This is a genomic window from Dendrosporobacter quercicolus (assembly GCF_900104455.1).
Classification (GTDB): domain Bacteria; phylum Bacillota; class Negativicutes; order DSM-1736; family Dendrosporobacteraceae; genus Dendrosporobacter; species Dendrosporobacter quercicolus.
The window spans coordinates 1-19,830 of the sequence record NZ_FNHB01000002.1 but is presented as its reverse complement, the minus strand read 5'-3'; the positions used below and the strand labels follow the sequence as shown (position 1 = coordinate 19,830).

The 19,830-nt window shown below is 50.4% G+C and carries 16 protein-coding genes and 1 rRNA gene; 2 read left to right on the top strand and 15 right to left on the bottom strand.

The window, feature by feature from the left end; genetic code table 11:
* Positions 1 to 171 precede the first annotated feature (171 nt).
* From BLR06_RS06190 to BLR06_RS06175, 4 genes are all read right to left on the bottom strand, one after another.
* Positions 172 to 939, bottom strand: a complete 768-nt coding sequence (locus tag BLR06_RS06190; protein ID WP_092070010.1) for an IclR family transcriptional regulator — start codon at positions 937 to 939, stop codon at positions 172 to 174.
* A gap of 133 nt (positions 940 to 1,072) precedes the next feature.
* Complete coding sequence (pdxT, locus tag BLR06_RS06185) at positions 1,073 to 1,642, bottom strand: pyridoxal 5'-phosphate synthase glutaminase subunit PdxT (RefSeq protein ID WP_092070007.1); 570 nt, start codon at positions 1,640 to 1,642, stop codon at positions 1,073 to 1,075.
* Positions 1,643 to 1,671: 29 nt separating this feature from the next.
* Positions 1,672 to 2,553 (bottom strand): pyridoxal 5'-phosphate synthase lyase subunit PdxS, encoded by an 882-nt coding sequence (pdxS, locus tag BLR06_RS06180; protein WP_092070004.1) that lies wholly within the window; start codon positions 2,551 to 2,553, stop codon positions 1,672 to 1,674.
* Between the two features lie 145 nt (positions 2,554 to 2,698).
* Positions 2,699 to 3,382, bottom strand: a complete 684-nt coding sequence (locus tag BLR06_RS06175) for an NAD(P)-binding domain-containing protein (RefSeq protein ID WP_092070001.1) — start codon at positions 3,380 to 3,382, stop codon at positions 2,699 to 2,701.
* Between the two features lie 267 nt (positions 3,383 to 3,649).
* Here BLR06_RS06175 and BLR06_RS06170 point away from each other — a divergent pair, with 267 nt between their 5' ends.
* Entirely contained in the window at positions 3,650 to 4,132 is a 483-nt protein-coding gene (locus BLR06_RS06170; RefSeq protein WP_092069998.1) for a hypothetical protein, read from the top strand.
* 159 nt (positions 4,133 to 4,291) lie between these two features.
* On the opposite strand, the gene BLR06_RS06165 is transcribed toward BLR06_RS06170, so the two are convergent.
* The 10 genes from BLR06_RS06165 to mqnE form a co-directional block, all read right to left on the bottom strand.
* Positions 4,292 to 9,055, bottom strand: a complete 4,764-nt coding sequence (locus BLR06_RS06165; protein ID WP_092069995.1) for an HAD-IC family P-type ATPase — start codon at positions 9,053 to 9,055, stop codon at positions 4,292 to 4,294.
* 76 nt (positions 9,056 to 9,131) lie between these two features.
* On the bottom strand, positions 9,132 to 9,398 hold the full coding sequence (locus BLR06_RS06160) for a hypothetical protein (RefSeq protein ID WP_092069992.1): 267 nt from the start codon (positions 9,396 to 9,398) through the stop codon (positions 9,132 to 9,134).
* A 42-nt stretch (positions 9,399 to 9,440) separates the two neighbouring features.
* On the bottom strand, positions 9,441 to 10,046 hold the full coding sequence (locus BLR06_RS06155; protein WP_092069989.1) for a hypothetical protein: 606 nt from the start codon (positions 10,044 to 10,046) through the stop codon (positions 9,441 to 9,443).
* A gap of 112 nt (positions 10,047 to 10,158) precedes the next feature.
* Positions 10,159 to 11,025 carry a hypothetical protein gene (locus tag BLR06_RS06150; protein ID WP_092069986.1) on the bottom strand — a complete coding sequence of 289 codons (867 nt, stop codon included), beginning with the start codon at positions 11,023 to 11,025 and terminating at the stop codon, positions 10,159 to 10,161.
* 289 nt (positions 11,026 to 11,314) lie between these two features.
* Complete coding sequence (locus tag BLR06_RS19470) at positions 11,315 to 11,455, bottom strand: hypothetical protein (protein WP_173812780.1); 141 nt, start codon at positions 11,453 to 11,455, stop codon at positions 11,315 to 11,317.
* Positions 11,456 to 11,712: 257 nt separating this feature from the next.
* On the bottom strand, positions 11,713 to 12,993 hold the full coding sequence (locus tag BLR06_RS06145) for a DUF445 domain-containing protein (protein WP_092069984.1): 1,281 nt from the start codon (positions 12,991 to 12,993) through the stop codon (positions 11,713 to 11,715).
* 16 nt (positions 12,994 to 13,009) lie between these two features.
* Positions 13,010 to 14,266, bottom strand: a complete 1,257-nt coding sequence (locus tag BLR06_RS06140) for a DUF445 domain-containing protein (RefSeq protein ID WP_092069981.1) — start codon at positions 14,264 to 14,266, stop codon at positions 13,010 to 13,012.
* A 26-nt stretch (positions 14,267 to 14,292) separates the two neighbouring features.
* Positions 14,293 to 16,014: a hypothetical protein gene (locus tag BLR06_RS06135; protein WP_092069960.1), complete on the bottom strand. Its 1,722-nt coding sequence runs from the start codon at positions 16,012 to 16,014 to the stop codon at positions 14,293 to 14,295.
* A gap of 138 nt (positions 16,015 to 16,152) precedes the next feature.
* Complete coding sequence (locus BLR06_RS19465; RefSeq protein WP_173812778.1) at positions 16,153 to 16,323, bottom strand: hypothetical protein; 171 nt, start codon at positions 16,321 to 16,323, stop codon at positions 16,153 to 16,155.
* Between the two features lie 252 nt (positions 16,324 to 16,575).
* Positions 16,576 to 17,661 carry an aminofutalosine synthase MqnE gene (mqnE, locus tag BLR06_RS06130; RefSeq protein ID WP_092069956.1) on the bottom strand — a complete coding sequence of 362 codons (1,086 nt, stop codon included), beginning with the start codon at positions 17,659 to 17,661 and terminating at the stop codon, positions 16,576 to 16,578.
* A 221-nt stretch (positions 17,662 to 17,882) separates the two neighbouring features.
* On the opposite strand from mqnE, the gene BLR06_RS06125 reads away from it, so the two are divergent.
* Positions 17,883 to 19,025 carry an amidohydrolase gene (locus BLR06_RS06125; protein WP_092069953.1) on the top strand — a complete coding sequence of 381 codons (1,143 nt, stop codon included), beginning with the start codon at positions 17,883 to 17,885 and terminating at the stop codon, positions 19,023 to 19,025.
* 546 nt (positions 19,026 to 19,571) lie between these two features.
* On the opposite strand, the gene rrf is transcribed toward BLR06_RS06125, so the two are convergent.
* Positions 19,572 to 19,688 (bottom strand): 5S ribosomal RNA (rrf, locus tag BLR06_RS06120).
* Positions 19,689 to 19,830: the final 142 nt, after the last annotated feature.

The following is a 19,830-nucleotide window of genomic DNA, read 5'->3' as shown; positions in this document are numbered from 1 at the left end:
TATATGAACTTAATTCATTTATATGAATAAAAAAATTACAGCCTCTCATGGCAGTAGTAGGTTCAGGCTCATTGCCTGAGTCAGTTACAATCATCAAATTCTTCCTTGTATGCTAAGTATTACGCTTAGCATACAAGTTTTCCTGCATTGGCATAAATATTTCTGTACGCCTTATAGTTTTCCTAAGCGCCTTGATACGGTATCGGCAACCTGTTTTACCTGACGTATGCATTCCTCCAAAAATGATTCCGTTGCCCGGACTGCAGGCATTGTTACGCTGATCGCCACAATCATTTTATTATTTTGATCATAAACCGGCGCAGCCACACATACACCGCCAGAAATAATTTCCTGCTGATCAATGGCATAACCTTCAACAGCCGCCTGCCGGATGGCTGCCATCAATTGGTCAGGGGCAGTCAGGGTATTATCGGTGTAACGTTCTAAAGCCGTATTCCCCAGCCGGTGCTCCAGCTCCGCTTCATTTAACGAGGATAAAAGCATTTTCCCGATAGCTGTGGCATGGGCCGGCACCCTAAAGCCGACCGTTGTCACAATACTGACATCTTTTGTACCCTGACATTTTGCAATGTAAACAATAAACCGGCCATCTAAAACAGCCGCATGAGTAGTTTCTCCCAGATCTTCGCTCAGCTTCTTAATCCCCTGCCATATTTCCTTAGAGAGATTGGTGTTGTTGATGCAGGAAGCACTCATTTGCACCAATCTGAGTCCGGGCGAATATACTCTCCGGTCAGCATCAAACTGGATGTAATCCTGGCTCAATAATTCTTGCAGCAGATAGGATAATGAACTCTTGGGAATATCCATGTGTTCTTGAAGAACAGTAAAGGTCGGCGCTTTTGGGCACTGTACAATAAATTCCAATATCGCCAGCGTGCGGGCTGCTGATTTCACTATGGAAGGATTTCCGGCCACTGTGCAACTTCCTCCATCTATTTCATCTTTATTTAGTGATAATTCGATAGCTTTTCCCAGTCTCCTGCTTTTATCAGCCCATTACACCGGGCGGAATAAAAGGCCGCCTGGCATCGGGCCGACAGCTTTTTGCCTATTCTTTGATCATTTTTATAAAATACTCATGAATACGCAGGTCTCTGGTTAGCTCCGGATGAAAAGCAGTGACCAGCAGCTTGTCCTGACGGGCAATGACTATTTTGTCATTGACTTTAGCCATTATTTGGACCGCCGGTCCGGCCGCCTCAATGTAGGGCGCGCGAATAAAGACTGCCCGCACCGGCTCGACGCCAAATTCATTGACAGATAAATCGGCTTCAAAACTCTCACACTGCCGGCCAAAGGCATTGCGCCTCACAGTTATATCCATTAATCCCAACCGGGGCTGCTCACTGTCAATAATTTCCTTAGCCAGTAAAATCATTCCGGCGCAAGTTCCATAGACCGCCATCCCCCGGGCGGCTCGTGCCCTGACCGTTCCCATCAATCCCCAGTCGTTCAGCATCTTGCCAATTGCGGTACTTTCACCGCCTGGCAAAATCAGTCCTTCAATGTCTTCTAATTCAACTGCTTTTCTAATCTCCACCGCCTGAAGCCCTAACTCCGCCAGCATCCGGCAATGTTCGCGAAACGCCCCCTGCAAAGCCAATACGCCAATTCTCATGCCTGCTCCCTCCTGGCCGCCATACAGGCCTACCAGCCTCGCTCCTGCATCCGCTCATGCTGAGGTATGGTATCAATTTCAATCCCAACCATAGCCTCGCCTAAGTCCTTGGAGATCTCCGCCAGCACCTTCGGATCATTATAGTAAGTAGTTGCTGAAACGATTGCTTTGGCTCGTTTGGCCGGATCGCCTGATTTAAAAATACCGGAGCCGACGAAGATTCCGTCACAGCCTAATTGCATCATCAAAGCGGCGTCAGCCGGGGTGGCAATACCGCCGGCAGCAAAGTTAACCACCGGAAGCCGCCCTAACTGCTTAGTTTCCAGCACCAATTCAACCGGTGCGGCGATATTCTTGGCAAATGCGGCAATTTCCTCTTCCGGCAGGTTTTGCAACAGCCGTATTTCGCCCATCACCATCCGAATATGCTTTACTGCTTCGACAACATTGCCGGTACCGGGCTCGCCCTTGGTACGGATCATCGCCGCGCCTTCACCGATCCGGCGCAGTGCTTCACCAAGATTTTTCGCCCCGCACACAAACGGTACCTTGAACTGATTTTTATTGATATGAAATTTATCATCAGCAGGCGTCAGTACCTCGCTTTCATCAATATAGTCGGCGCCCAGAGCTTCCAGGATCTGCGCCTCAATAAAATGTCCTATTCTTGCTTTAGCCATTACCGGAATCGTAACCGCATCCATAATCCGCTCGACAATCGTAGGGTCCGCCATTCTGGCCACCCCGCCGGCGGCCCGGATGTCAGCCGGCACCCGCTCCAGCGCCATAACGGCGCAAGCCCCCGCCTGCTCAGCTATCTTTGCCTGCTCAGGGGTAGTAACGTCCATAATTACGCCGCCTTTAAGCATCTCGGCCAGACCGGCCTTAACCCGGAAAGTTCCTTGCTGCATTGTTTCATTACCTCCTCATCATTCTACTCGACCAGCTAGTATATATTGTATTATAAAGCAAATTTGGCCCCTTTAAAATATCCAGAATTTATAATTTCAATGGATACAGTTTTACTATAGGTCATTACAGATGCAGCCGGTAAGCTTAGTTATTCCACTTAAGGTTTAAGGAGTCAACAACCTTTTGCGCAAACGGTCCTAAATCATTATTCGCATAGGCTTTAAGAATGCCGGCGGCGACTTGCCTGATGGCGCTTTTTATCATATCTTCATTGCTTACGCCCTGAAAGCGGAGCGTTTTTTCAATCTGCACCGCCGCCGTTAAGGCCGCTTCTGCTGCCGCGCCATTTATGACACTTACCATATCAGACCGGCCAAACATTACCGTTCCTACCGGACGGAATAAATTCGCCGCCAATTCCGCCAATTCCGCCGGCTTTTCCTCAACAACAATGACCGGTTCGAGCCCCAAAGCCATTTCGCCGGCATGGCCGATAAACTTTACCCCAATGCCTCTAACCGGCAGTTCGGCCGTCTCATTCAGCGCCTGCTGTGAAACATTTGTCGCAACATTAATCACCACTAAGGACTGTTTAAGCTGGTTGAAATATTGAATGCAGCGCAATACTTCCTGCTCTGGCAAGGCCAGTATAACCACATCCTGTTCCACAATATCAGCCAGACAGTCAGCGGCGGAAATATTCAATTCGTCCGCCAGACGCCGCGCCCGGCCAAAACCCCGGTCAAACACGCATAGCTTGCCCCTTCCGGCGAGCTTTCTGGCTAAAACCTGTCCCATACGCCCTAAGCCAACCAAGCCTACGTTCATTTTATCCTCTCCATTTTACTTTAATAAATCATGCTATTAATGTCTTGACAAAGTAAAAGCCCAGCTTAGACAGTGTAGATTTTTTTCGCACTGCAAAAAAATCTACACTGTCTAATTCACAACTTTGCCAAGACATTAATATGTTTTTCAGCTCAAAACTATACCCGTGCAAACATAAATAATCCGGATCAGGGCATTACTAAACTACAAGCCATTTTGTCGCCATTCCAACAATTTAGTCGTAACGCAGATGAGGAGGAATAAGAAATGCGTTTTTTACAAATGGGATCCCGTATGCTCAGCCGCACCTCGCCGCTTGGCCTTATCGCCGGCGGTACGGTCGCCGCACTGGCTGTACCGGCTGTGCGGAAAGGACTGCGGCGGGCCGCAGTTGTAACCTTAAGCGGAATTTTATCGCTGACCGATGAAGCCAAACAGCACTCGGCCGCCTCCCGCCAAAAAATTCAGGAATTGATCGATGAAGCCAAAAGCACCGACCATAAGCTGGCTTACAAAAAACTGAAAGACAACTTAAAAGAACAGCCTCGCCGTATGGCTGTAGCCGCTACCGCCGGAGTGCTGGCCGCCTCCGATAAAGCCAAGGGGCTGGCTCATAATGCCTCTCACGGGCTGAAGACCGTCGTAGCGGATGCCAGGGAATTGCGCAACCAAAATTCTGCGGGCAACACGCAGACTACGGAAATCAATGATGGGCTGGAAGGGGAATTCACCGATTTGCCGGAACATTAACGCCAGCTCCGCCCCCTGCCGCAATCCGTCCCCTTATTGTCCTCTTGCCGGCCGGCTTAACCGCCGCAGCTAGCAAGAGGACCTTTTGCGTTTATCAGTCTTTTCCTGCTCAGGCCTTCAGCGCCATTTGTCCGGCGAAATATCAACCGCCCGGAATCCTCAGTAAGCTGTCTTGCTCATGACCCGGCCTGCGGCGGCGTCCAGCGCCGCTGTTCCGGCTGACGCCGCTCCTACCAGCAGCCAGTCGGCGGCGCTCAAACCGGAAGTGCAAAAAATTCTCTGCAGCGGCGGCAGATAAATAACCGCCACCGTCATCGCTATCGATACAGCGACCGACCCAATCAAAGGCCAGTTGCTGAACATACCGACTTTGCCCGCCTGCTCTTCTGTGCGGCAGTCAAATATATGGATAAACTGGCTGATGACAATCTGAGCGAGCACGAACGTCCGCGCCAGCCTGAGGCTAGCGCCGGTGAACAGCTTCCAGGCGTACAGCGCCAAGGCGCTTCCCCCGATAATCAGCCCCCTGCTGATAATTTTAGGCCCCAGTCCCCCGTAAAATACACTTTCTTTGGCCCCGCGCGGCGGCTGCTGCATGATGCCTTGGCCCGGAGGATCATTGACCAGCGCAATAACCGGCAATCCGTCCCCGATCAGATTAATCCACAGCAGCTGAATGGGCAAAAGCGGCAGCGGCAAAGCCAGCAAGGTCGCAAAAAACATCAGCACCACTTCACCGAAATTGGTAGCCAGCCCATAGCGGATTGCCTTGCGGATATTAGCGTAAATCGACCGCCCTTCCTGCATCGCCTTTACAATTGTGGCAAAATTATCATCCGCTAAAGTCAGGCAGGCCGCCTCCTTGGTTACATCGGCTCCCGTCAGGCCCATCGCAATGCCAATATTGGCCGCCTTAATCGCCGGGGCATCGTTGGCTCCGTCCCCGGTCATGGCAACGATAAAGCCTTTTTGCTTGAGCGCCCTGATAATCCGCAATTTATGCTGCGGAGCCGTCCGGGCATAGACCCTGACTGTTTCGACCGCCTCCGTCAATTGCCTGTCAGACATTTGATTAAGCTCCCGGCCGGTCAGCACCCGCCCGTTTTGTTCCAATAACCCCAGTTCCCGTGCTATCGCCCGGGCGGTATTCGGGTGGTCGCCGGTAATCATCACAACCTGCACCCCTGCTTGTTTGCACCTGGCGATTGCCGGTGGAACCTCAGGTCGTGGCGGATCAATCATGCCCACTAAGCCGCAGAAAATCAGCTCCCTTTCCAATGGCTCCTCCGCTTCGTCGCTGTCCAGCTTGCGATAGGCTGCGGCAAGAACGCGCAAGGCTTCATTCGCCATCTGTACCACGGCGGCCTGCAATTCCCGGCGCACATCGCCGGTCAGCGGCAGAACTTTTCCGCCGGCCAGGTAATGGGTGCATAGCTCCATAATGCTGTCCGGCGCTCCTTTACAATAAAGGGTTTCGGCTTTATCGTGACCGCTGCAAATCACGGACATCATCCGGCGCTCTGATTCAAAAGGCAATTCCTGCTTACGGATATAAGAGAGAGCCAGCTGATCTTCCCATAGCCCGGCTTTCGCGGCGGCCACCAATAAGGCGCCTTCCGTCGGGTCGCCGTCAATAAACCAGCCTTTACCGGCGTCAGTTCCCGGCAGCCGCTCCCGGGAGTTTTCCCTCAGTTTGGCATTGTTGCATAAGGCTCCGGCCAGCAGCGTTTGCATCAAAGCTCCGTCAACCGCGGGTTCCGTGTTGCTCCCATTAAGGAAAAAGCCGCCCTGGACCGAATACCCTTCACCGCTTACCCTCCACCTGCGGCCGGCTGTAAAAATTTTTCTTACCGTCATTTCATTTTTGGTCAGCGTTCCGGTTTTATCAGAACAGATAACGGTTGCACCGCCCAACGTTTCAATTGACGCCATATTACGGACCAGAATATTTTCTTTTGCCATCCTTCTCACGCCCAGGGCCAAAGCGACAACGACAATTGCCGATAGCCCTTCCGGAATGGCCGCAACTGCAATAGTCGCCGCCGACCGGATCATCGGCAGTGCGCGTTGTCCCCTCAGGACCCCTATGGCGAAAACAATTCCGGCAATTGTCAGACAGGCAAGGGCAATGGTTTTGCTCAATTCCTCCAAACGCCGTTGCAGCGGAGTCGGTTCAGGCTTATGCCCCTGCAGCAGCTGCGCAATTTTCCCCAGTTCCGTCCCCATGCCGGTAGCTACTACGACCGCCCGGGCCCGCCCTCTGGTTACCGTTGTCCCCATAAAGACCATATTTTTACGATCGCCCGGCACGGTATGATGAAGCTCTAACTGATGACAATTTTTGGGGGCCGGCAAAGTTTCTCCGGTCAGGGAAGCCTCCTCAACTTCAAACTGATTGCAGGTGCTGATACGGGCGTCCGCCGGAATGCGGTCGCCGGCTTCCAATACAATTAAATCGCCAGGCACCAAAGACTCAGCCTTGACACACCGGACCCGTCCTCCCCGCACAACCTTGGCCAGCGGGGCAGCCATCTGCTTCATGGCATCCAGCGATTGCTCGGCCCGGCTTTCCTGATACGCGCCCAGCAGAGCATTGGCAACCACAATGGCTGCCGTCAGCAAGGCGTCCTGCACCTCGCCTAACACAAACGATAAGCCGGTTACGCCTAACAGCACCCGGACCATAAAATCCTTAAACTGATCGCCAAACAGACGCCAGAATGAAGCGCGGGGCGCCTCAGCCAGGCAATTCAGCCCATGCCGCGTTAAACGCCGCCTGGCCTCCTGCTCACTTAAACCGAAAGGCAGAGAACTATCCAGCCGGGCGCAAACCGCCGCCGCCGGTAAGCAGTGCCAGTTCCCGCCCTGTTCGGCCAGCCCTGCTCCTGCCGGCCTAAACTGCGGCAGCATAACGACATTGTTCTGGACGGCCACAGCTTTGACTGCCGGGGTTAGTTGAGCGAACTGTTGCAAATTCAGCCCGATTTCGGGCCGTTTTGCTGGTCCTGACTTAAGCAGCCGGGCTGAGTTCAATACCACGCCCAGCATGCTAACATTCAGCAATAGCGCCGCCGACCAGGGAGAAAGCAGTTTGGCTGCGGCTAAAGCAATTCCTGCAATGCTGCCGCCGGTCGAAAAAATTAAATTTTGCCGGAGAACTTGCGATGTTTTACGGCTTAACTCCACCACTGCCGGCACTTTACGCAAATCGTCGCCACAGATCACCAGATCGGCAGCCTGGACAACTTCCGCCGCTCCAGCCGAGCCCAAGGCAAAGCCAAGGTCGGCCGACGCCATTGCCGGCAGGCTGCCGCGGCCGGCGGCAACCAGCCCTACCCGCTGTCCGGACTGCTGCAACTGCGTAACGATCCGCCGGGCATCGTCCGGCCGCCGGCCGCTCGCACTTGCCGTTATGCCCAATTCCCTGATACCGGGGTTAGCATTGTCCGGCCGCTTGTCTGTCAGCACCCTGATATCGGTTATTCCCGCCGCCCGAATTCCTTCCACAGCCTGCCGGCTTTCCGGCCGCACTTCCTCCCTTACGCCGATCAGTCCGGCTATCCGCCGGTTGACGGCAACGTAGATTACCTGACAGCCCAGATGGTTCAGACGCAGCGCCCGGGCTTTAGCCTTATCAATGGCAGTCCCCTGACTGTCCATCAATTGTCCGTTGCCAACCATTACCTCGCTTTCTCCGACTAGACCTTTCACTCCCTGGGCCAGCACTTCCCGTTTGTCGGCAGCCGCCGGCGCCATTCCCTGCCGGCCGGCCTCCCGCCAGACCATCCGGGCCAGCGGATGATCCACCGTCTGTTCCACAGCAGCTGCCAATGCCAGGATCTGCTTTGGCTCAAACTCATCAGACAAACTGACGATATCCGCGATTTCCGGCTGCTGCGTAGTAAAAAGCTTATCGTTTTCAAAGACAATGGTGTCAATTTGGCCGACCGCCTCCAGACTGCCGGGCTCTTTGAGCATTACTCCCTGACGGGCCGCCTGCGCCGCCGCCATTCCGTAAGCCGTACTGCCGGATAAAGCGATGGCAGTCGGACAGCCGGCCAATAGCACTGCCAGGCTGCGCCGGTAATCACGAGTGAAAAGAAAAACCGCTGCAGCTATTCCCAGCGTCCATGGGGCCAGCCTGCTGAAATAAGCCTTGCCGGACGGAGACGGCTGGCAAGGCGCCCTTTCTGACGCGTTCGGGGCATTGCCGGCCTGCAGGCAGTCATTGCCTGCTTTACAGTCTACCAGATCAGTGATCGCCTGCCGGGAGCGCATCCGCATCAAATAGAGAAACAAATTGCTCAGTTGCACCAGCCAGAGCACGGACAGACCGGTTACACTTTCCCGCATGGTCAGCAAAACCAGCGAGGCGGCAGACAATAGCAAATCATTGCTTAACCGTTTATCCCGGATTAAAGTGTCAATGCCCCGGCGTAAAAGCGGATAGCCTGCAATGATCGTAGTGACTGCCGCAACATTAAATATTTGTTCGGAATTAGCTCTTGACGACCGGCCGGCGATCAGACGCTTGAGGACAAGCCCGCCCAAAATAGCGCCCGTTGCCGCCGTATGAATCAGCTGCAGCCTGAAGCCCGGTTCAGCCGGCGGATACGGCCAGGTCTGCAGCCCGGTACAGGCCGTTTGCCCCGCCGTCCCGGCTAAGCGTTTTTTTTCTGCCTCCGCCTGGATAAACACTTGTCGAAGGCCCTGAATCTGCTGTTGAATTTCCGCCACTGAAATCACGCCGCAAGTATAAAAAATTAACGCCCGTCCGCTCAGGGGGTTTGCTGAAACATTGGTTATACCTGCTGTTCGTTGCAGTTTATTCGTTAAATAAACGGCAAACTCCTTATTTCTTTTCATCCCGGCTACGGTAATTCGCAACCGCCCCGGTATTATTCGCAACGTCGCCTGTGACAATGAACTGCCTCCTCTGTAACTAAATAAAGCAGCGAGATTGCTTATTCCTCGCTGCTTCAGGCCAACCGCTTTCCTGCTAAAAAAAGCGCATACGGGTTAAGGATATGCCGGACAAAAGATTGTCTTTGCTTTCTTTGCTTTTTTGCTTGATATAGCCGAAGAGTCCACTTAATAATTCTTCCCATAACGAAATTGTCGCCGGCTTATTTTGCTGTGACTGGCTGCGTACCCGCACCGTCAAATCAACGGCAAATCTAAGGTCGCTTGATATCCGCCGCAACAAAACAGTCAATTCCTCCAGCTGATCCAATTGCAATTCGGCCCCGTCTGAACCTTTTGGCACCTTATTTTCCGCTCCTTACCTAGCTTATTCTGGCTTGCGTCATTAGACCGGCTCATGAGGAGTCTCCCCTTCAGCCACTTCATGATCAATTGCCTGCTTCAACTTTTCAAATTCGGCTTCTGCAACCATATCTTCCATATCTTCCTTAACGCTGCTAATCAACCCCTGCGCCTGCTCGGACAATTCGTTAACACCGCTCATGACCTTGCCCACCAGGGGTTTCAACGCATCTTTAACGCCGGGAATCAGCATTGCAGCCAGTACAATGGCCCCTAAGCCATAAAGAGCATTTTTTCCGTCGCCGGTTTTAAGCCGATGGGTCATCCGGCGCGTGGCTTTGGTAAACCCGCCCATATTCGGACTGTCTTCCACTATATCAATAAGTTCCGCCAGATTCAGCAATTGCCGCCGTTCGGCCTGAATCATCTTTTGCAGTGTTTGCCTGGCATAAGGATCCGCCACTCTCGCCAGCCGCTGTTCATAGGCGCGTACTGCGTTAAGCTTGGCCTCAAAAACCTCGTCCAGCGAGGTAACCGTTTCCTCATTCATTGCAGCTAAAGCCTGCTGGCGGCGGTGCGAACTTTTCGCACTGTTTCGTTCAATGTCCCGGCACTCCCGGCCTGTTTTACTTTGGCTTTCTACAGACACTAGTGTATCCTTCCTTTCCGACTGCTATACTAATCTAAATCAACGTTATTATAGCCAAAATTAACCATCAATATACTTGCCGAAAAACAAACAAGCCGGATAATCATCAAGATCATCCGGCTTGTTTGGTACAACTAGGAGAGGGGTAAGGTAATTTATTTGCCTGCAGGCGCTCCAGCAGCCTTGCTCGCCGCTGGAGAATAGGCCTGGCAAATACATCGTCAAACAGCTGATAAAAGATTTGTGCAGACCGCATGCTTAGATCGGCAAGCAACCGCGAGCAATCGTTGTCAATCATACCGGCCACCCTGTCTGCCAATTGCCGCTGATCAGTAAGCCGCCGCTGTTGCGGCAGACAGTCCAGCTCTTTCAAAAAAATGGCCGTTAGATTAATTTTGCCTAGTAAATCGCCTACCGGCTTGGGAAAGCCACTATGCGCCATCCCCTTTTCCCAGACCGCATTGCCGAGCTTCAGCGTGGCCCTGGCCAGCCAGACAGTCCGGCGGCTTTCCGCCAACGCTCCGGCCAGGCGCCTTAAGCCGGCTTTATCAGCCGGATAATCAGGAACGGCTGCGACATTTACTGACTTAATTTCGTATAAATGGTTAAGCTGCTGCTGAATCATCTGCTTAACCTCAATTTCTAAAGCCAAAAACTGCTGCTGATCCATCAATTGAGCCAAAATAGCTTCACAACTGCTATTCGCCTTTAACAAAGATGGCAATTGCCGGCGAGCCTCGCGCTTACGGCGGCAGCCAAACCAATCTATCCGCTCCCTAAGCTCCGCCAGACAACGCTCGACTGCGGCGGCTACCTGCGACTCCCGCCGCGCTAATTTCCGTTCAAGCAGCATTAACTTTAATTTGGTCCGGTTCAAGCGTACGCCTCTTCCCCCAGCCTGCGTCCGTGGCAACGAACAGATCGGTTTACCAAAATGCCCGGTTTTTAATTTAGAGCCGCCGTTTAGTTTATGCAGCATAATGATCTCCCTTTCTTGTTCGCGATTTAGGCTATGCACATCGCACCATCGGGGGGGTTCTTAATCTGAAACGTTGTATTCTTAGTATACCTGACAAGCATACGAAGAGAATTAATGTTTTGTTAAGCTTATGTAAAATAATCGCGATAATGATTATCACTTTCTTTGCAATTATACTACGGAACAATCGCTGTTGACAAGCCAGTTTATGAAGAAATACCGGCAAGGCTGTCGCCTTGCCGGTATTTCTTCATAAACTGGCTTCCCTTGCCGTTGAAACCTGCGCCGGTTACTCCGGCGTCATACATTCTTTGGACTGGTTTTCTTTCTTCCCGCAGTTCTTTCCTGCCGCGTACACGGCTGGAATAACCACACTATGCAGCAAAAGCCAGGAGCCCCAGCCTATAGCCGGACGAATCAGCCAGTGCATATTGCGCCCACCTCCAATGTTTATTAAAAATACTTTCCTCCTTATAGTATCGGCAAACAGTAACTGAACTATTTATTCATTCATCCGGATCAGAAACTATAAACGACAATTCATTTTCAATAAACCCGAAAGGAGCCTGCTCATAGAATAATAAATAAAGTAACGCCTGATCAAGCTGATCTTATGGCGCAGGCATCGCCACAGTTGAAGTATTAATTATCGGTACTCCGCGCCGGTAATGCAAATGCCTGGTGTTTTTAACTCGCCAAGTTACGGATGGCTGGTATGACATACGGTACATATAAATTGTGCAGGAACATATACAGCATCAGTGCGACAATCCCGCCGACAATCGAGCCATTAATCCTGATCCACTGCAGATCCTGGCCGGCCTTAGCCTCAACAAACCGACTAAGGTCGCGGTTGGTAAAGTTTCCCAAAACCGACTTTACCACCAGGCCAATCAAATGATGCTCCTTTTTTACCAACCGGTATACGGCATATTTAATTCTTGCCTCGAACCAGCCCTGTAAAGCCTTGTCTTCTCTAAACACGGTCCAGTAAATATGCACCTGCTTCGCCAGCCATTTACTGACCGGCTGATAAGATCCGTCGGCAGTCTTGGTTACCACGCGCTCCAGCGCCGCTGTTAACTGAAGCTGCTTAACCAGAGCCAGCTTCCAGCTTTCCATTGCGTCCAGCCACAAGCGGTTGCCGGCAACATTTGCTGCGATGGCCGTTAATTTAACAGTTATCCACTGGCGAACCAAATGATCTTTATCGGTTAGCTCCTGTAACAAAACCACTAACTCGTCACATAAGGCGTTAGACGCTTCTTCCACATTAATGCTGTCCGTTTGCTCACCCAGCCACACCACCGCTTTTTCCAGCAGGGAGCGGGCTTTTTTATGCTTTAACTCTTGCATATAGCGAAATACCGCCTGTCGGAATGATGGTTTTTGAACAAGCCCAATCAGTTCCTCCAGAATAAAATCGACCAGTTTTTCCCCTTTGCCGCGTTCCAGCGCCTGATTGAGTAAAGGATGAAACAAGTTTGCCATATCGACCTCATTGGCATTACGCCGCAGTAAGCTTTCCAAATAACCGACAATTGCCTGAAAATCCTTGTCGTCCCAAACCGCTTTGCCATGACGGGCAAAAACTCCGGCTAAATACTCCTGTCCGCCCTGCTCATCCACCCAGTCAATAAAGGCTTCGACAAAAGCGATTCCGGCCAGCCGCTTGCGAATCGCCGACACGCTGAGCAAATCCTTTTCCACCACCTCAGTTAAAGCCTGGACAATCCGCTCCCTGTTGCGGGGTATTAATTCAGTATGCCAGGTAATGCCCAATGGCCGCCCGAATAAAGCGGTGACCGCAAACCAGTCGGCAATTCCGCCGATCAAAGCCCCTTCCAGACAAACATACACCAAAGTGACTGCTGTGTTGCCGGGATAATGATATTTTAACATTGCGACGGCCATAAACAGCAAAAAAACCGTCGCCAGCATTTGATTGGCTATTTTTCTAAAACTCATTTCAGCACCTTGCCTTCTACCACCAAAAAGTCAATAAATAGATGCACATTCCCGCCAAACCGCCAACAACCGACCCATTAATTCGAATCATCTGCAAATCATTGCCAACCCGGGTTTCAATGAATTCCACCAGCATATCGTCTGTCATTTTTTTGAGGCTGTTTTTAACCAGACTGCCAATTTCAGCCTGATTACTGTCCAGCCATTTACCAATTAACTGTTTAACCTGGTGGTCAAAATTCAGCCTTCTGGTTTTACTGGCGGCAAACTCATCAATAAATTGGTTGAGCTGATTTGACAATTCTCCCAGCCACGCTGCCTGCTCTTTGTTTTGCACTGCTTTCATCCGCCACTCAGCGATAAAACTGGTGCTGTATTGGACAAAATCAATTTTATTGCTCAACTGGCTGGTTTTCCAGTCCTCGATTTGCTGCTGCAAGGCCTCATCGCTCCGCAAATTAACGATTAACCGGACCAGCCTGTCCTTCAGGCGGCTGCGGAGAGGATGTCCGCTACTTTTTACTTCGTCAAGAAAATCCAGCAAAGCTTTCTGGGCATCTTTGGCCAGCTGCTGCTGAGACAACTGGAACAAATCATTAAATATCCGGCGGCGCTCGCTGTCCCGTTCATACGATTTGCGCGCCTCCAGCACCAAATCGCCCAGCAAATGCCGGAATGGTTGTTGCTCCCCAATACTTTCCAGCTGAGCAATGAAAAAATCTATGATTTGGTCATCATACTTGTTCTCAATCAGCCATTCACTTGATTCAATAATGAGTGGCGCAAGCCTGGCGTCCCGGGCGTATTTTTTTAATATCCCGCCAATGATAACACCCAGTTCATCCGGCTCCACCTGTTCAATAAACTTATAAGCAAATTGATAAACAATTTCTTTAAGGTATTTACGGCCATCATGCTCATTCAGAAAATGCAGGGCAACGGCTGATAAATCATAATTTACCAGCGTTTTGGCGATATTCTCTTTTGACAATAACTCCACTTGCACCATTTCAGCAATCGCTTGAAAAATCTTTTTGCGGTTCCGTGGTACAATTGCTGTTCTGAACGGTATACCGAGCGGTTTACGGAATAAAGCCGTTACTGCAAACCAATCGGCCAACCCGCCCACTACGGCAGCCTGACAGGCGCTCGTCAGCAAGCCTCCCCAAAAATGGTGACTATAGGGAAAGCCGGCCAGCAAGCCAACCGAAGCTGCTCCCAGCGTAAGTGCAGCTTTATACTTATTGGCTATCATTGTACCCTCACAATCCATTGACGAACCACCGCCGTCACCCCCGCTTAATAATTCTCTCCCTGAAATCCAACAATATTAATCGTTTCATCATGAGTATTATTAACCGTTATCTTCACAACATCACCGGGCTTTACCAGCGGCAGTTTCGGAGCAGTATTGATAGTGCCGATAAAGATGCGCGGATCGCCTTCCAGCATGAGATAAAAATACGACTCCCCGCCCTTTACAACCTGGGATAGACGGCTGATCTTACCGGTTAGCTCGGCTCTGGCAACCTCATTTCCGGGGATAAACATATTGCCGCGATTGGCAAGACTTTGCTGGTAAGCCCGCAACGAGCTTTCAATATCCGGTCCTACCCCTACCAGATTATAATTTTCAACAGAAATAGATGCAATTGCTTTCAATAAGCCTTCCTTATCCTTGAGCGGCGCTATATAAGTAGGAATGCCATTGATATTATACAAAATCGGATAGCCGGCCCGGTATCCTTTTTCCTGAACCTGACCTTCCGCCGACTTCCGCGCGCCCGCTTCATTCGCCCCGGCTACCTTATACCACTTTGCTTCCTTGGTTCTTGAGTTCACCAAAATAAAGCCAACCGTGCTTTCGTCCCGCCCTAAAGATGTAATTCCGGTATACCAATACACATGGTCGTCATTGCCATAAATTAAATGCAATTCATTATTGGTTGGCCTTAGGGTACCGGTTTTAGCAAATATGCTGTTCCAGTAGCCGTTTACATATTCGCCCCAGTCTCTGATCTGTTTAAACACCAGTTGCTCCGGCTGCACCCGGTCCAGCCAGGCGGGAATATTCTCCAGCGAATACCTGGCAATATCGCCGGTTTGAGCATTTACAGTTACAACGCCTACAGCGTCAGCTCCGCCATAGCCTATTTTATTCTTATATAGAGGCACAACCCAATAAGGCTGTAGTTCATCATCCACTTCAAAGGAAAAATCAGCCATACCGGCAGTAACGATACCCTTAAAATATAAGTAGCGCGGCAAATAGTCAAAAAGAAACCCCCGCAACTGATACTTAATATGTATATCCTGAATTAACCTGACATCCTGGGGATTGGTTGCCGAAACCATTACAAACCCTTCACTGCCCGGCGAGCGGTTGGAAATCCACTGAAAAAGCCCCCGATGCTCTAACGGGGCAATATAATACAGTCCGCCTTTCACGTTTTGTAAAGCCAGTGCCCCCATTTGGACCTGACTGCCCAAAGCCGGAACTTCACCAATTTTTTTCTCAGCCAGTTTCCGGGCGGTTTCCTCATCAACAATTCGTATTTGAGCTAAATTAATTGGCTCAATATCGGAGCTAAAAGAGCTTTCCTTGACATCCCCCAGCAAATTGCGGTAGGCTTTGCTATAAAATAAAGGCAAGCTGGTTAATAGAGGAAGAATCAACAGGTTAACCAACCCTAATACCAGTAACGCCGCTCCACACACTGCTAAAAGTTTATGCCGCTTACTCATATTGCCATTGTGTTGATAATTGGTTATATCAACAACATTGTTGCGCTCTTGAAACACCCAGCCAAAATGCTGTTCCAGCAGTTCACCCAGTACAGTACCCCTAAGATAGGCCCGGAATTTGTTGATCAGCAACACTGCCGGGACGACCAGCAATAGTATGCCCCAAATCATTGCCAGTGGCGACCAGTCTGTAAACCCCCAAGAAAAAACCGGCATTTCAAAAAACAAATAGAAAAAATTAAAGATGACAAAAATCGTCAGTACTACGGCATTCATCAATACACTCCTTATCCTGAAAAAATCCCATGGTAAATTCATTCGTTATCTGCCGCCCACTATCCTGCCTGGCGCAGCAGGCTAAAAAGGTGCGTGCCCTTTCTTCCAACTGTAAAAATAAAGGCAGCTAGGCCGCCTTTATTTTAGTCTATCCGGTTTTTCTATCGGTTTGACTTGCTTCTCGCCTTTAAACTGCGTTGTCGCCTGCTGCTGATTGTCCTTATTGCCATAAGGGCCATGATGCTTAGCTTTAACTGTACCCCAGGGACCATGCTTAGACTGGTCATTGTGATCATAAACCCGGCTCATGATATCACCTCCTGTTGTCACTCTTTCTATTAAACAACCCACGCTTAGTTTCCCCAAAAATAGTTTATCCATGATAAAAAAAGAACAGCTATGACTGTTCTTTTTGCTCTGTAGCTCTTAAATTTCAGTGAGTTGCACATGGGTCTGCCCAGCAAGGCGGAGAAGCCGCGCCTGCAGAACATCGGCAAGCCAGTGCGCGAACGCAAAATCCCGCCAAAACACCGCAAGTTTAGACGGGCAAAGCACTACCTCTTAAACAATTTTTATAATATTATACATCGAATCCCGCTCTGCAGGTATCCGCCCCGCCTGACGAATGGAATTGATTAAAGTTTCCTTGCTTAATGATCGCCCGGCTTTCGCCCCGGCTGCCTGCATGATCCGCTCCTCGCTAACTGTACCGTCAATGTCATTTGCCCCAAACCCCAGGGCTAACTGGGCAATGGGCAAAGTTAACATAATCCAATATGCTTTAATATTTTTAAAGTTATCCAGCATTAAGCGGGAAATAGCCATCATTTTTAAATCATCCCACACGGTAGTACGGATAATCTGGTTTTCCAGCTCTGTATTCACCGGGTGAAAAGGAAAACAAATAAACGTTTGAAAGCCTCCGGTTTCATCCTGAAGCTCTCTAAGCGCCAGTAAATGGTCGATTCTCTCCTCAACCGTCTCAATATGACCGTACAACATACTCGCATTGCTGCGCAAGCCCAGCTTATGCGCGGTACGGGCAACCTCCAGCCATTCGCCGGCGCTGGCCTTTTGGGGACACAACTGCTCGCGAACCCGGTCGGATAAAATTTCAGCGCCGCCGCCGGGCATTGAGTCCATACCGGCGTCAATCAACGCTTTTAGCACTTCTTCAATTGATTTCCCGGAAATTTTAGCAAAGTGGCATATCTCGACAGCGGTAAATGCCTTAAGATGAATATCCGGCAACGCCGACCTGAGAGAATGCAATACATCAAGATAAAATTCAAAAGGCCAGTCGGGATGCAGCCCACTGACGATATGCAGCTCCCGGAGATCGGGATCCTGGGCTGACTGCTTAGCCAGGCTGACTGCCTTTTCTTTGGTCATTGTATAGGCCTGAGCACTATCCGCATCACAGCCGAATGCACAGAACTTACAGCGGGCCGTACATATATTCGTAAGGTTTATGTGTCTGTTTACATTAAAATACACATAATCGCCACTAATTCTCTTCCTGGCGATGTTTGCCAAATAGCCCAGCCAGGCCAAATCCTGTGAGTTAAATAAAGTCAGGCCTTCATCACGGGTTAATCGCACGCCGTCCCGGATTTTATGCTCTATTTCATAAAAAATTGCGTCCAAACAACTTACACTCCTTCCAAGTATATGTTCAGCAGGTAGGCCGGAGCTTCCTGCTGAATATTACACTATTTGCGCAAAATTGAAAAGCCTGTCCACCATGCACGCATTGGCAACAACAACCAGTAAAAACACCTTGGCGCACAGGATAAAAAGGCGGCCGGTGCATAAACTATCTGGTACCTTGCGTCATTTAAAACAAGGAAACAGGAGGCCTGCAACTTATGCTTGCTATTTGCGGAGGAACAGTCTATACAGCAGCAGCTGCCAGTACCAGTCCGCTGCCTGGGGCCACAATTCTTATTCAAAACGGCAAAATACTGGCTGTTAACCAACATATTTCCATCCCTCACGATGCTAAAATAATTGACGCCAGAGACAAGACAATTACCCCTGGCTTTATCGACTGCCACACTCATATCGGCCTGGCGGAAGAAGCCGCCGGAGCAGCTCACCTGGATAAAAACGAAGTAAATGATCCGGTTTGCCCCCACCTGCGGGCCATTGACGGCATTAACCCCGAAGACCCCGGCTTGCGTGACGCCTACAGCTCCGGCACTACAACAATTATCATTACACCGGGCAGCGAAACAGTAATCGGCGGTCAAAGCGTTGCAATAAAAACCTATGGGCATATCATTGATCATATGGTCCTGCGTCAGCCTGCGGGAATTAAAATGGCCTTTGGCGAAAATCCTATCAAAACCTATGTCAATAAAGATCAGCCGCCCTCTACCCGCATGAGTATCGCCGGTATCATTAGAGAAGCCCTGGTGAAAGCCCGCAACTATCAGAAAAATTCCACTTCATCTGATCGCGATTTACGCATGGAGGCTTTGCTGCTGCTGCTTAACGGCACAATCCCCCTGCGGGCGCACGCTCATGCCGCCGACGATATTATGACGGCAATTCGCATTGCCGATGAGTTCAGCCTAAAGCTCAACATCGAGCATGCCACAGCAGCTCATAAAATAGCTGACGAATTAGCTCGCCGCAATGTCACCGCTACCATTGGCCCCTCAATTACCGCACGGGTAAAAGTTGAATTGCGGGAACGGACTTACAGTACACCAGCCCTGCTACATCAAGCCGGCGTAAAAATTGCGCTAATCACCGACCACCCCATTCTCCCAATCAGCAGTCTCCGTTTGGAGGCCGCCTTAGCCATCCGCGAAGGTCTGCCGCGCGACATCGCGCTAAAAGCAATCACGCTGACGGCTGCTGAAATTATCGGCGTAAGTGACCGCGTTGGCAGTATTGAAGCAGGCAAAGAGGCTGATCTTGTCATTTTAGACGGCGACCCCTTTGCTGTTGCAACCAATATTGAACAGGTTTTTGTCAACGGACAACAAGTCTTTAAGCGATAGACAAATACACACAGGACGATTCCCCTATGTATTAAACAAAGGGGCTGTTCTCTTGTTCCCTCACAGCCGTCAGCATGACCTGGGAGTGTGCGGCCATTATGCATAAGCGAAGGCTAAACGGCAGCGGCGCAGCCGTTGTAATAGCCGCACGCTCACAGCCGTCAGCATCACCAAGGAGTGTGCGGCCATTAGGCATAAGCGGAGGTTAAGCGGCAGCGGCGCAGCGTTGCCTAATGGCCGCACACTCCGGGCCTTCTCTACTTCGCACAATAAAAAAACACCCGTCGCAGGACAGGTGCTTTCTCAATCAGCAGCTTTCTAGCCTCCAGGCCGTTCCTACTGTATGCGTAAGCGCATCAGCACTTTCAGCGTATATAGGTTTAACTACTGTGTTCCCTCACAGCCGTCAGCATCACCAAGGAGCATGCGGCCATTAGGCATAAGCGGAGGTTAAGCGGCAGCGGCGCAGCGTTGCCTAATGGCCGCACCCTCCGGCCTTCTCATTCGCACAATAAAAAAACACCCGTCGCAAGACAGGTGTTTCTCAATCAGCAGCTTTCTATCCTCCCAGGCCGTTTCCAACCAAGTACTTTCGACGTATACGAGCTTAACTACTGTGTTCGGTATGGGAACAGGTGGAGCCTCGCAGCTATCGCCACTGAATCGTCAGGTGAATATCCTTGAAAGGTATATTCCCTGAAAACTTCACAGAAGATATTCATTTTAGGATGGTTTTTGCTTCGTTAGATTGTCGCGATATACATTATGGATGTTATCGCTCCGCTCTAACTAAGCGACCGCATCA